Source organism: Microbispora catharanthi (assembly GCF_006334915.2).
GTDB classification, from domain to species: domain Bacteria; phylum Actinomycetota; class Actinomycetes; order Streptosporangiales; family Streptosporangiaceae; genus Microbispora; species Microbispora catharanthi.
Map to the genome: position 1 here is coordinate 13,613 of NZ_VDMA02000046.1, position 13,555 is coordinate 27,167.

At 69.2% G+C, this 13,555-nt stretch carries 9 protein-coding genes; 6 read left to right on the forward strand and 3 right to left on the reverse strand.

Features of this window, described 5'->3' with window-relative positions:
- Window positions 1-211: 211 nt before the first annotated feature.
- The 6 genes from FH610_RS41850 to FH610_RS41880 all read left to right on the forward strand — a co-directional run bounded on the left by FH610_RS41850 (window position 212) and on the right by FH610_RS41880 (window position 8,051).
- Complete coding sequence (locus FH610_RS41850) at window positions 212-1,222, forward strand: LacI family DNA-binding transcriptional regulator (RefSeq protein WP_240809515.1); 1,011 nt, start codon at window positions 212-214, stop codon at window positions 1,220-1,222.
- Between the two features lie 479 nt (window positions 1,223-1,701).
- A complete protein-coding gene (locus tag FH610_RS41860) occupies window positions 1,702-2,643 on the forward strand; it encodes a carbohydrate ABC transporter permease (protein ID WP_205826445.1) in 942 nt (313 codons plus the stop codon).
- Between the two features lie 8 nt (window positions 2,644-2,651).
- Complete coding sequence (locus FH610_RS41865) at window positions 2,652-3,461, forward strand: carbohydrate ABC transporter permease (RefSeq protein WP_139580799.1); 810 nt, start codon at window positions 2,652-2,654, stop codon at window positions 3,459-3,461.
- A 31-nt stretch (window positions 3,462-3,492) separates the two neighbouring features.
- A complete protein-coding gene (locus FH610_RS41870) occupies window positions 3,493-4,830 on the forward strand; it encodes an ABC transporter substrate-binding protein (RefSeq protein ID WP_139580800.1) in 1,338 nt (445 codons plus the stop codon).
- A 10-nt stretch (window positions 4,831-4,840) separates the two neighbouring features.
- Window positions 4,841-5,887 (forward strand): LacI family DNA-binding transcriptional regulator, encoded by a 1,047-nt coding sequence (locus FH610_RS41875; RefSeq protein ID WP_205826446.1) that lies wholly within the window; start codon window positions 4,841-4,843, stop codon window positions 5,885-5,887.
- A 91-nt stretch (window positions 5,888-5,978) separates the two neighbouring features.
- Window positions 5,979-8,051 carry an alpha-galactosidase gene (locus FH610_RS41880; protein WP_139580801.1) on the forward strand — a complete coding sequence of 691 codons (2,073 nt, stop codon included), beginning with the start codon at window positions 5,979-5,981 and terminating at the stop codon, window positions 8,049-8,051.
- A gap of 59 nt (window positions 8,052-8,110) precedes the next feature.
- Here FH610_RS41880 and FH610_RS44090 read toward each other — a convergent pair whose 3' ends face one another.
- The 3 genes from FH610_RS44090 to FH610_RS43165 all read right to left on the reverse strand — a co-directional run.
- Entirely contained in the window at window positions 8,111-9,823 is a 1,713-nt protein-coding gene (locus tag FH610_RS44090) for an RICIN domain-containing protein (protein ID WP_205826447.1), read from the reverse strand.
- A gap of 660 nt (window positions 9,824-10,483) precedes the next feature.
- Window positions 10,484-12,463 (reverse strand): alpha-L-fucosidase, encoded by a 1,980-nt coding sequence (locus FH610_RS41890; protein WP_139580802.1) that lies wholly within the window; start codon window positions 12,461-12,463, stop codon window positions 10,484-10,486.
- 826 nt (window positions 12,464-13,289) lie between these two features.
- On the reverse strand, window positions 13,290-13,555 hold a 266-nt coding region (locus tag FH610_RS43165; RefSeq protein WP_205826448.1), incomplete at its 5' end, for a hypothetical protein.

Consider the following 13,555-nt stretch of genomic DNA (forward strand, 5'->3'; position numbering starts at 1 on the left):
CCTCTCACCCAGAGGATGGTTACGAAAATATTTCGCAACTTGTTCGTTGCTGCCAGGACAGTAGGTGGTGTGTCCGTCCGGTGTCAACGGGCGGACGAGGGAGAATGCCTGGCAGCACTTGACGGATAGGGCGCGTGGTAGATTTCGAAATAATTTCGTAGCCCCGAAAGGAGCTTTGATGCCACGGCGAGGTCGTTCCGAGCGAGCCACCTTGGCGGATGTCGCCCGACTGGCCGGTGTCTCGCCCACGACCGCGTCGAAGGTCCTCAACGGGCGCAGCGATGTGGGGCCGAAGACGCGTGAGCTCGTCCTCGGAGTCATGGCCGAGATCGGCTACAAGCCGACGGCGGCGCGTCACGAGCAGACACGGGACCGGGCCCTCGTCACCATGCTCGACTTCGTGGAGTCCCGTTATGCCGGGACGGTGCTCCAGGGGATACTCGTGGCCGCGACCTCCGCGCAGGCCGAACTCCTCCTTCGGCTGCCACCCGGTGAGCCGATCAGCACGAACCATACGGCGGCCCGTGCCTGGGTGGAGGAGCAGAAGGCGTCCGGCGTCGTCGGTGTCATCGCGCTCGCCGTGGCCGTGCCCGACGCGGTGCTCCTGTCTGCGGAGGATCTCGAGGTGCCCGTCGTGACGATCGACCCGATCGACACGACCGAATCACGGGTCGTCAGCATCGGCGCCACCAACTGGGCGGGCGGTCGCTCGGCGACCGAGCACGTCATCAGGCTCGGCCATCGCAGGATCGCCTGGGTCGGCGGCCCGCTGGGCTCCGCCCCCTCGGTGGAACGCTTCCACGGCTACCAGGCCGCGCTCGACTCGGCCGGCATCACGCCGGACCGCACGCTGATCCGCCATGAGGCGTTCTCCGTGGAGGCGGGCCTGCGGCACGGCCGTGACGTCCTCTCGCTCGACGAGCGGCCGACCGCCGTCGTCGCGGGCAACGACGAGATCGCCGTCGGCGTCCTCGCCGCGGCCAAGGAGCTGCACATCGCCGTCCCCGGCGAGCTGTCGGTCACCGGGTTCGACGACACACCGCAGACCGAGTGGACCACGCCCCGGCTCACGTCCGTCCGGCAGCCTCTCGTCGGCATGGGCCGGATGGCCGTCGAGACCGTCCTCGGCATGGCGGACGGCGTCCAGCCCGCCTCCCGGCACCTCCAGCTCGCGACGACCCTCAGCGTCCGCGACTCGACGGGCCCCGTCCCGTCGACCTGATCCGCCCAGGTCCGGGTGCCGCAGGCAGATGCCGATCGCGGCCGCGGTCACCCTGGCGATGCCGCGCCGGTCTTCCGGCGCGGTGGGAGCCACCCCGCGAGGCGGTCACCGTCCTCGGCCACCAGGCTGGTGCGGTGGAAATGATCGGGGAACAGCCGGGGCGGGCCCGACCGGATCGGTTGCTCCCACCAGTCGTCCACGACGACGATGCGGTCATGATCAGCGGGTTCTGCCGGTCGCAGACGCGGCCTCCGACTCGTGATCACGAACGCCCATCGTAGGAGACGGCAGGCAGGAGGGAGCGGTGCCGGCGGAGGAGGAGTCACCCGAGCAGCCGCCGCCCCCGCACCGCACGGTCTTCCACATGGATCACTTGGTCGTCGCGAATCGACGGGCACTTGACGACACGGATGTTATCGGTAACTCTTCTCTGCATCACCGGAATCCTCCGGGTCCCTGGTGGCTCATGGAGAGAGAATGTGATCGATAACATTACCTATGACCGGTCCGTGCAGGGGCACCGCCGAGTGGAGCGCCGGCTCGCGGCGCGGGTTCGCGCCGTCGCCGAAGCGTACGCCCTGCTCGCGCCGAGCCTCGTCGGCTTCCTGCTCTTCCTGGTGGCGCCCATCTTCGGCGTGGCGGCGCTGAGCCTGTTCGACTGGAACCTGATGGGCGCGCCGTCGTTCGTCGGGCTGGACAACTACCGCGAGCTGGCCGCCGATCCCGAGGTGTGGCGGGCCGTGCTCAACACGATCTACTACGTGGTGCTCAACATCCCGGCGCAGACCGTGCTGGCGCTGCTGCTGGCGCTGGCGCTGAACCGGCGAATACGCGGCGGCAAGGTGCTCCGGGTGGTCTTCGTGCTGCCCTGGATGGCCATGCCGGTGGCACTCGGCATCATCTGGTCCTGGGTGTTCGACCCGAGATACGGCGTGGTCAACCAGGCGCTGGGCATGGTGGGGATCGACGGCCCGAACTGGCTCACCGACCCCGCGTGGGCCATGCCGGTGATCGCCTCGGTGAACGTCTGGCAGTACACGGGCTACACGATGCTGATCCTGCTGGCCGGACTGCAGGCGATTCCGCACACGCTGTACGAGGCCGCGGCGATCGACGGCACCACGCCGATGCAGCGGTTCTTCATGATCACCCTGCCGCTGCTGCGGCCGTCGCTGTTCTTCGTGCTGGTGACGAACACGATCGGGTCGTTCCAGATCTTCGACACGGTCTTCGTGATGACCCAGGGCGGCCCGGGCGGCGCCACCGACGTGCTGAACTTCCACATCTATCAGCAGGGGTTCCAGCTCTTCCGGTCCGGCTACGCCTCGGCGCTGGCGATGGTGCTGTTCGCGCTGATCCTGCTGGTCACCGCGGCGCAGTTCCTCTACTTCCGCAAGCGCACCGTCTACGACTTCTCCTGAGGAGCCCGATGAAGAGGATCGCTCTGTATCTCGCGCTCTTCGCGGGCGCCGTGGTCTCGGTCGCGCCGTATCTGATGACGCTGAACTCGGCGTTCAAGGAACCCGCGCAGGTGCTCACCACCCCCGCCTGGGAGCCCGCCTTCCCCGTCACGCTCGAGAACTTCGCCCAGGTCTGGTCGCAGTACGACATGGCCGGCTTCCTGCTGCACTCGCTGGTCTACGCCGGGGCCGTCACGGCCGGCCAGGTCGTGTTCAGCACGATGGCGGCCTACGCCTTCGGCAGGATGTCGTTCCCCGGCCGCGACGTGCTGTTCTGGGGCTACCTCGCGACGATGATGGTGCCGCAGATCGTCACCCTGGTCCCGCTCTTCCTGATCATGCGGGAGTTCGGGCTGATCGACACCTATCTCGGGCTGATCCTGCCCACCGCGTTCGGCACGCCGTACGGGATCTTCCTTGTGCGGCAGTATTTCCGCACGATTCCCCGGGACCTGGAGTCGGCCGCGCGCATCGACGGCGCGGGCACGCTCACCGTGCTCGTCCGGGTGCTGCTCCCGCTGAGCCGGCCAATCCTGGCCACCCTCGCGACCATCACGTTCATCACGACTTGGAACACGCTGCTGTGGCCGCTGATCGTCACGAACGGCGACGCCACCCGGGTGGTCACGCTCGGCATCTCGGCGCTGAAGGGCCAGCACTCCTCCCAATATCACCTGATCCTGGCGGCCGCCGCCCTCGCGCTGCTGCCGCTCATCGTGATCTTTCTGCTGTTCCAGCGGCACATCGTCCGTTCGATCGCCCTCACCGGGCTGAAGTAACCACCCCCCGCAGAGAGAAGGGCATACGCATATGTCCAGAAAAATCGCTGTATCCGCTGTCGCGGCGGCGGCCCTGCTGTCCCTCGCCGCGTGCGGCGGCGGAGACGGCTCGGACTCCACCGGCGGCGCCGTCACCCTCAGGTACGCCATGTGGGACGAGGTGCAGAAGCCGCCGATCGAGCAGTCGATCCGCGAGTTCGAAAAGGCCCATCCGACCATCAAGGTGCAGATCGAGCTGAACAACTGGAACGACTACTGGAGCAAGCTGCAGACCCAGCTCGCCGGGCGTTCGGCCCCCGACGTCTTCTGGGACCACGTCTCCTACTTCCCCAAGTTCAGCAAGGAGGGCGTGCTCACCGACCTGGCGCCGCTCATCGCCCAGGACAAGGTGGACACCTCGATCTACGACGCCAAGCTCGCCGAGGGCTGGAAGGTGGACGGCAAGGTCTACGGCCTGCCCAAGGACTGGGACACCATCGGGCTCTTCTACAGCACCAAGGCCCTCAAGGAGGCCGGGCTCACCCCCGCCGACCTCGACGGCCTCACCTGGAACCCCGCCGACGGCGGCACCTTCGTCAAGGCGCTGCAGAAACTGACGGTCGACGAGAACGGCAAGCACGCCGACGAGCCGGGCTTCGACCCCAAGAAGGTCAAGCAGTACGGCCTGGCCATGCAGGCGCCCACCGGTCAGCAGGACTGGTGGAACTTCGCCCTGCAGAACGGCTGCACGCTCCAGGACAAGCCGTGGGGCCGGTGGACCATCGACCAGCCGGCCTGCGTGCAGGCCATCCAGTTCGTCCAGGACCTGCGGCTGAAGTATCACGTCGCGGTGCCCGCCACGGTCACCAACCCGCCCAACGGCCCGTCCCTGGACCAGGTCGTCGGGCGCGGCGAGGCGGCCGCCGCGATGGACGGAAGCTGGATGCTGCGCGCCTTCGACACCGCGCTGCCGGGCGGCGGATTCGGCGTCGCCGATCTCCCCGCGGGGCCAATCGGCAAGGGCAGTGTCTACAACGGCCTGACCGAGGCCGTCTACGCCGGCACCAAGCACCCGAAGGAAGCGTGGGAGCTGCTCAAGTGGCTGACGTCAGAACGCCATCAAAAGGCCGTCGCCCAGGCGGGCGCCGTCTGGCCGGGCATCCCCTCGCTCAACGACGTCTTCGCCGACGCGTGGAAGGCCAAGGGCGTCGACGTCACCGGCTTCAAGAAGGCCGCCGAGGGCACCACGATGGGCTACCCGCTGACCGAGGCGGCCGACGTCTACAACGTCAAAGCGCTCGACATCTTCAACCAGGTCTGGCTGGGCCAGCTGTCGCCGCAGAACGCCGCCCAGAAGATCACCACCGAGGCCAACGCCGCCATCAAGTAAGGTCTGACTCATGGAAGTTACCGGTCACATGCCTGCCCAGGACGCTCCCCGCACACGGTCGGCGAGCATCTGGGACGTCGCCCGGGTGGCCGGTGTCTCCCAGCAGACCGTCAGCCGCGTCATCAACGGCAAGGCCCGGGTCAGCGAGGCGACCCGGGCCAGGGTCCTCCAGGTCATCGCCGAACTCGGCTACCGGCCCAACCGGCTGGCCCAGGCGCTGGCCGGAGGGCCGGTCCGCTCGGTCACCGTCCTCACCTCCGACACCGCCCTGTACGGCGCCGCCGCCACGCTGCGCGGCATGGAGGAGGCGGCCAGGACGGCCGGGTTCTCCGTGGGCATCAGCGTGCTGGAGCGGAACTCCGGCCAGGCGGACATCGCCCTGCGGCTGAACCGGCCCGGGGAGGCGGTCATGGTGATCGCCTTCGACGACGCGGGCGTGCGCGCGCTGCGGGCGCTGCCCGCGGACGTCCCGGTCGCGGCGGCCGTCGAGCGGCGGCCCGACGACGGGCCGGACGACCCCTGGCAGATCTGGCTGGACGACCGGGCGGCGGCCGCGCACGCGACCCGCTACCTGCTGAGCCTGGGGCACCAGACCGTCCACTACGTGGCCATCCCCTCCTCCACCAGCGCGCTGCCGCAGCGCACCCAGGGCTGGCAGGACGCGCTGGGCGCCGCCGGCCGGCCGCTGCCCGAGCCGCTGCCCGGCGGCTGGAGCCCTCGATCCGGCTACCTCGCCGTGCGCTCCCTGCTCGCGGACCGATCGGTCACCGCGATCCTGTGCGGCAACGACGACCTGGCACTGGGCGTCATGCGCGCCGCCCGCGAGGCCGGGCGGGACATCCCCGGCGACCTCAGCGTGGTCGGCTTCGACGACTCCCCGCCCTCGGCCTACCTCAACCCCTCGCTCACCACGGTCCGGCTCGATTTCGAGGGTCTCGGCCGGGCCTGCTTCGGCCTGCTGCACCGCAGGCTCGACCCGCAGAACGCCCCGGCCGTCCCGGCCTGGAGCGAGCCCGAACTCATCGTGCGGGAGAGCAGCGGCCCCCCGCCCGCCTGACCCCCACGCCTCCACAGCCCTCCGCCGCGTCATGCGGGTGGAGCGGTCCCGCATGCCATGCCGTCTTCTCCTTCGCCGTCGAAAGGCTGAGATGATCTACCACGACTCCGAACACCGCCTGTGGGTGCTGTCCGGGCCGTCCTCTTCCTACGTACTGCACCTCGACGAGGCCGACCGGCCGCGCGTCATGCACTGGGGACCTCGGCTCACCCCCGAGCAGGCGGCCTCGCTGCTGCTACGGCTGCCGCGGCCCGGCTTCCGGCCGGTGGAGGACCCGCTGGAGGGCTCCTTCGACCTGATCGCGACCGGGGGCCTGTGCTACGGACACGCCGGCCTGCAGGTGCGCTTCGCCGACGGCACCCGCGACCTGGAGCTCGTCTTCACCGGGCAACGCCGCACCGATCGGGAGCTGGTGCTGGCGTACGCCGACCGTCACTACCCGCTGGCCGTGGAGTGCCACTACCGCCTGTACGGCGACGTGATCGAGCGCCACCTGGTCCTGCGCAACGAGGGCGAGCCCGTCACCGTCGTACGGGCGGACTCCGCCACCTGGGTCCTCCCCCGGCTGAACGGCTACCGGCTCAGCTCCGTACGCGGTCAGTGGGGCGCGGAGACCCGGCTGCACCGCGCCGAGCTACCGTACGGCGAGACCGTCCTGACCAGCCGCAGGGGGGTGACCAGCCACCAGGCCAACCCCTGGGCGATGGTCGACGACGGCACGGCGGGCGAGGAGCACGGCGCGGTCTATTCGTGCGCGCTGGCCTGGAGCGGGAGCTGGCGGCTCACCGCTCAGCGCCTTCCCACCGAGCGGGTGACACTGTCGGCCGGGGCCGGGCACGACCCCGTGACCTGGGAGCTGGGCATCGGCGAGGAGCTGGTCACGCCGGTGTGCGCGGGCCTCTACACCGAAGGCGGCTTCGGCGCGGCCAGCCGCGCCTGGCACGACCACCAGCTCCGGCATGTGCTGCCGCATGCCGGCGAGATCCGGCCGGTGCTCTACAACTCCTGGGAGGCCACGGGCTTCGACGTCTCACTGGACGGGCAGATCCGGCTGGCGGAGTCGGCCGCCCGGATGGGCGTGGAGCTGTTCGTGGTGGACGACGGCTGGTTCGGCACCCGCACCCACGACGCCGCGGGGCTCGGCGACTGGTATCCCAACCCGCACCGGTTCCCCGACGGGCTCGGGCCGCTGATCGACCGGGTGCACGAGCTGGGCATGCGGTTCGGGCTGTGGGTGGAGCCGGAGATGGTCAACCCCGACAGCGACCTCTACCGCGCCCATCCCGACTGGGTGATCCACCGGCCGCACCGGCGGCGCACCGAGCACCGCAACCAGCTCGTGCTCGACCTGTCCCGGCCGGAGGTCGGGGACTGGCTCTACCGGACGCTGGACGAGTTGCTGGCCAAGAACGCCGTCGACTTCCTCAAGTGGGACATGAACCGCCCCTTCACCGAGGCCGGCCCGGACGAGCGGCTGTGGCTGGGCCACGTCCGCACCCTGTACGACGTGCTCGACCGGCTGCGCGCCGCCCACCCGCACGTGAGGATCGAATCGTGCAGCAGCGGCGGCGGCCGGGTGGACCTCGGCATCCTGCGGCGCACCGACCAGGTGTGGACCTCCGACAACACCGACGCCCTCGACCGGCTGGACATCCAGCACGGCTTCTCGCAGCTCTACCCGGCCCGGGTGATGGGCGCGTGGGTCACCGACAGCCCCAACCCCTACACCGGCCGGGAGATCCCCCTCGACTTCCGTTTCCACGTGGCCATGGCCGGGGTGCTCGCGATCGGCGGCGCCCTGACCGAGTGGAGCCAGGCCGATCTGGACCGGGCGGCCGAGCTGGTCGCCGACTACAAGCGGATCCGCCCACTGGTCCAGCACGGCCGGCAGTACCGTCTGCTGCCGCCTGACGGCGAGCTGTCGGCCGTGCAGTACCTCGCCTCCGACGGCGGCGAGGCCGCCGTGCTCGTCCACCGCCGCGCCCGCCGGTTCGGGCACGCCGACCCGGGGATCCCGCTGCGCGCCCTCGACCCGGACGCGCGCTACCGCGACACGGCCACGGGAGAGGTCCACCACGGAGCGGTCCTGCTCACCCACGGTCTGTTCCCCGATCTGGCTCCCGGCGACTACGCCAGCGCCCTGGTCCACCTGGTCCGGGAATAGGCATAGGGGATAGGCGCGCGAGGAGGCCGCCGGGCGCCCGGCGGCCTCCTGCGTGCATGTCATCCCGGCGTCAGGACCAGCCGGTAGGCGCCGTTGGCGTCCTGGTTGGCGATCGGGATCGTGACGCTGCCGTTGGTGACGGTGTAGGCGTTCGACCACACCCGGGTCGCCGCCGCCACGTTCGTCTTGCGTCCCGAGCCGGGGACGTACTCGAGGGTCGCCGTGACCGAGGAGCCCAGGCCGCCGATCCCGTCGACGCGGATCGTGTTGTTGCCGGCCTGACCGCCGAAGACCAGGCTGAACGTCCTGCCGTCGTAGGCGGCCACGCCGTCGTTGTACGTGGTCGGAGTGACCTTGACGACGTTGCCGGTCTGGTCGGCGTACCACTTGTACATCCAGTACGACGCCGTCGGCTGGCCGTTGTACAGCAGGCCGTTGAGCGTGCCGGCCTCGTACCAGAACGCCCGCTCGGCGTCGCGCACGCCCGCGCGCTCGAACTGCGCCACGTAGTGGTTCGCGCTGCTCGGCACGTCGATCTCGCTGGTCGTGGCGTACTCGTTGATGGAGATGGGCCGCGGCGAGATGCCGAGCTCACGCTCCAGGTTCCGGTAGGCCTGGACGTTGGCGGTGACCTGCTGCCATCCGCTCAGCTCGTGCCACGACACGACCTGCGGCAGCGTGTTCGTCGCCTTGGCGTTGGTCAGGAAGGCCCGCATCGCGTTCACGTTCCAGTACGAGTAGCTCGGCCCCATGATGGCCTTGTTCGGCTCGCTCTGCCGGATCCGCTGGTAGGTGCGTACCCACCCGTCGTTGAAGGAGACGCCCGACGCCGACGGCCAGGTCCAGTCCGGCTCGTTCCACGGCTCCCAGGCGTCGATGTTGCTGACGCCCGCGGACTTGGCCGCCGCGATCATCTTGTCGATCCGGCTGTACCAGTCGTTCCAGTTGGTCCAGTTGTAGGGGAAGCCGTCGAAGCTGTCCGCCATGTCGACGGTGATCACGGCGCCGATGGCCGCGGCGTTCTGCCAGATGTTCAACGTGTCGCCGATCGGAACCGGAGAGCCGTTCGGCCGGTGCTCGTGCAGCGGCGGCGGCTGACGGAGCTGGTGCAGCTTCAGTGGCTGCATGATCGACACGGGCGGGGTGTTCGCGTCGGACAGGCCGTAGAGGGTGCCCGACCCGACGCGGGTGACCGGGCGCACGACGCTGGCCGCGTCGACCACGAGGGCGCTGCCGCCGCCGGTCGTGGTGCTCCACTTCTGGTTGCTCTGCCCGTTGCAGGTCCACAGGATGACCGCGGTGCCGTTGACGGTGCCGGCGTGGTCCACATCGAGGCACAGGCCCGACTGCGTCCCCGTGATCGACCCGTCGGAGTTCTGCCGCCACTTCTGGTTGGCCTGCCCGTTGCAGGACCAGATGATCACCTGCGTGCCGGGCGAGGTCTGGTTGTTGTACGCGTCCACGCACCGCGTGCCGTTCATGGTGCGCAGTTCGCCGGCCGAGGTGAACTCGAAGCCCTGGTTGGCCTGGCCGTTGCAGTCCCAGATGTCCAGCATGGTGCCGAGCGTGTCGACGTTGCCCTTCACGTCGAGGCAACGGCCGGAGACGGCGCTCACCAGCGGCGCGGGGGCCGCGGAGGCCGGTGCCGTCCAGGTGAGCGCGGTGGCCGCCAAGGTGACGAGCGCCGTGAGCAGGCCCATGAGCAGGCGCAGGGCGACGGCGCCCGGCGACCGTCGCCGCCCGGCCGCCGGGTGAACGGGTAAGTCGTGCATCGTTCTTCTCCTCGTTGGGGGGGGGCGTGAAGGCGGGAACGACGGAGGCGCGCGGAGGCGACGCTCCCAGCCGTTCGGCGTCACGGGATCGGCGACGTCCTATTGGAGTTATCGGTAACATCAGGGTCTAGAGCGTGCCGTCGACGGTGTCAAGCCCCGGTCTCCGGCCCGAAGGCCCCGCCAAGCCTTGTCATCGACTTCAACCGCAGGTCAGTAGCGCTTCAATGGCCCCGGAAAGATACCGGGCGGACGCGGATGATTCACGCCGCACGGCGCCTTCCTTGACGGCTGTTGGTGGTAGCGGTAACACTTGCGCCACCCGGACGTGTGCCCATGAACCCGGAAGGAGAGCCCTTTTCATCGTGAGCGACGATCGTCTTCGACGGCGCGCGGGACGAGGACGGCCGCCCGGACGGCGAGTGGGCCGATCGACTCGCGGACATGGGGCCAGGTGGTGGTGCTGCCGGTGGAGAGAGCGGAGGCCAGGTCCCTGAACTCAGAGACCTGGCCTCGTGAACTTCTCGCGCCCGGAACGACCTTTTCCGGCGGCTTCCCGACACCGGCGGCACGCCCGGCCGGCACGCGGGGTCCTTCATCCTGCCCTGTTCGTCAGCGTGGGCGGAGGCGTCCTCCGCATCCGGGCGGCGCGGTGGGTCGTGGTCAGATGGCGGTGACGGTCCATTGGTTGTTGGTGCTGCTGTTGGGCGTCCACATGCCGACGGCGGAGCCGGCGGTGGTGTAGCCCATGCCGTCGAGGGACGTGCCGGTGCCGCGGTTGACGATCTGGTAGCGGCCGTTGCCGAGATCGTTGAGGCGCCACTGCTGGTTGTTGCCGCCGTTCCAGGCCGCCTGCCTGGCGTTGGCGCCGTTGGCGGTGTTGCCCCAACTGTCGGCGACCATGCCGTTGGTGCGGTTGACGATGCGATACCAGCCGCCGCCCAGGTCGACCAGCTGCCACTGCAGGTTGTTGCTGCCGTCCCAGTTCCACTGCTTGAGGTTCGACCCCGACGCGACGTTGCCGCCGCTGTCCAGCACCAGGCCGGTGGCGACGTTGGCGATCCGCACGTAGCCGGTGGGGGTGCCGCCGGAGCCCAGGGCGGGGATCTGGCCGTTGAAGGTCAGCTTGACCACGTACGCCGGGGCGCTGAACGGGGCGTTGGACGAGGGCATCGAGATGTGCAGCCCCGAGCCGTCCTGCGTGCGGTCGGGCAGGGTGGTGTACTGGCCCGCCGAGGAGCCGAGCAACTGCACCGAGGCCAGGTTGCTCAGGCTGATCCGGTTCGAGCCCAGCGTCGCGATGTTCAGCGTCGCGCCCGGCCAGCCCAGCACGGTGGCGTACAGGACCGTGTTGTCCTTGCTGCGGGTGAACCGGATGTCCTGCGCGGTGCCCGCTCGTGGAGTGGTGAAGGAGCCGCCGCCCATCTGCGTGGGACCCTCGCCGAAGACCGCCCAGGCCCGGGTGGCGTAGATGGACTCGCCGAAGCGCTTGAGGTAGTCGCCGATGCCCAGCAGGATCGACCGCTGCCCGGAGGGGATGGTGCCGTCGGCCATCGGAGCGATGTTCAGCAGCATGTTGCCGTTCTTGCTGACCCGGTCGATCAGCGAGTGCAGCATGGCGTTCAGCGAGTAGTAGCCGATGCCGACGGTGTAGCACCAGCTGGAGCTGGAGATGCTGTCGTCGGTCAGCCAGTAGGGGGTCTGGATGCCCGCCGGGCCGCCGCGCTCGTAGTCGACCACCTCGCCCCTGGTGTTGTACCCGTCCTTGTAGGTGGCGACGACGTCCTTGTTCCAGGCCACCGCCTGGTTGTAGTAGTACGACAGGAAGTTCAGCCGGTACGACTCGGGGATCTGGCTGAGGTTGAAGTCCTCCCAGATGACGTCGGGCTGGTAGCCGTCGATGATCTCCTTGAGCTTGTCGTACCAGAGCTGGTATTCGGTGGTCTTGTCGAGCTGGCCGTACAGCTTCTTCAGGCTGGTGCTGGACTGTGACGGCACCCACTGGTAGAAGCCGGTGAAGTTGTAGGCGTGGTGCATGGCCACCAGCAGCTTCATGCCCTTGGCGCGGATGGCGTCGGCGTGCAACCGCAGCAGGTCGAGCTTGGGCCCGGTGGCGACCGAGTTCCACTCGTTCACCCGGCTGTTCCACATCGAGTAGCCGTCGTGATGCTCGGCCACCGGCCCGGCGAACCTGGCGCCGGCGTCGGCGAACAGCTGCGCCCACTCGTTCGGGTCGAAGTTGCCCCCGGCCGACGTCAGCTTCGGCGCGAACTGCACCCAGTTGCCGGCCTTGTCCCGCGCGCCGTTGATGAAGTTGTGGTACGGCCACACTGACGGGTCACCATAGACGCTCTTGTGGTGATTGTTCTCGTTTGACCCGTTGTTGTACATGTTGCGCGGGTACCACTCGTTGGCGTACGCCGGGACGCTGAACACGCCCCAGTGGTAGTAGATGCCGAACTTCGCGTCCTGGAACCACTCGGCGGCCGGCGGGTGCTGGTCCACCGACGACCAGCTCGCGGTGTAACTCTGCGGACCGGCGTTCGCCCACGCGGGGCCGGCCTTCAGCACGCCGGCGGCCGTGGCGAGCGCGGCCGTGGCGAGCAGTTGCCTGCGGCTGAACTGGAACGAGGATGCGGACATGGCGAGGTACCTCTCGCGATCGGGGGGATTTTGCTGGGCGTGCGCGGCCGTCGAGGCCAACCCCGTCGGCCCTGCTCGGGTGACCGCCTCTACACCTTCTCCTTCGTGGGTATCGCGGCGGGCGGACCGCGATCGCCGTCGGCGGGCGGTCGGCGACGGTTGGGCACGGCGGCCCCGTGAGGATCAACTCGGCCACGACGGCCCGGGCCCGACGACGGTACGCATGGACACGATCCCTTGGATGTTTCACGGAGATGAGCAGACGGTCACCGCAGAGACATTGGATGTCGTTGTATGTCAAGCAGAGCGATCTGTCCACACTCCCCCGCCGCAGCGCGCGCGAGGGACGCACTGCGGCACAGCGGGGCCTCGCGCGTACGACAAGTGGAAACACGGGTGAGGCACACGAGTCCGCGCGTTTGCGCATGCCGCATCGGCATTGCCGTCACTCGCCTCGCACTGGGTGCAGACAGCCCATGTCTACAAGGGTGTCGGTCCCGATTCTGGCGAGAAATGGGATGTCTGAAAGTTACATCGCATGAAACGGGATGGCCGGCCGGACGGCTACCCGCATGCGTGAGCCGGGGGCGCGGTGTGGGTCGTCCCACGCCGCGCCCCCGGCCACGTCGTCCGACTGGTGCAGGGGGTGCTATCCGCCGACGGCGACGGCGAAGACGGGCATGGTCGCCACCCGTTCGCCGCCCGCGCGCTGATGTCGGGCAGGTCGACGCGGAAGATCTCCTTGCTCCGCGGAGCCGCGCCCGCGTGGTAGATGGTGGCGGCGGTGTTTCGCCGCCCAGCGGTGGCGTCCGTCCCGCCTGCGGGGTCAGGACTGGTTGAACAGCGACAGTGTGAGGGTGGAGTGGTATTCCCCGGCGGCGACGTCGGTGGAGGTGCGCAGGGCGAGGTCGGCGTTGACCTTGGAGGTGCCGATCTCGTCGGCGGAGTTGGCGGTGGAGACGAGGAGTTCCTGGCCCTTCAGGCCCACCTCGGGGGCGCCGGTGCCGTCGGAGACGACACTGGAGACCGGCTCACCGGCCGCCACCGCGCCGGTGGAGGAGTCGCTCAGCAGGCGCGGCTTCCAGCCCAGGT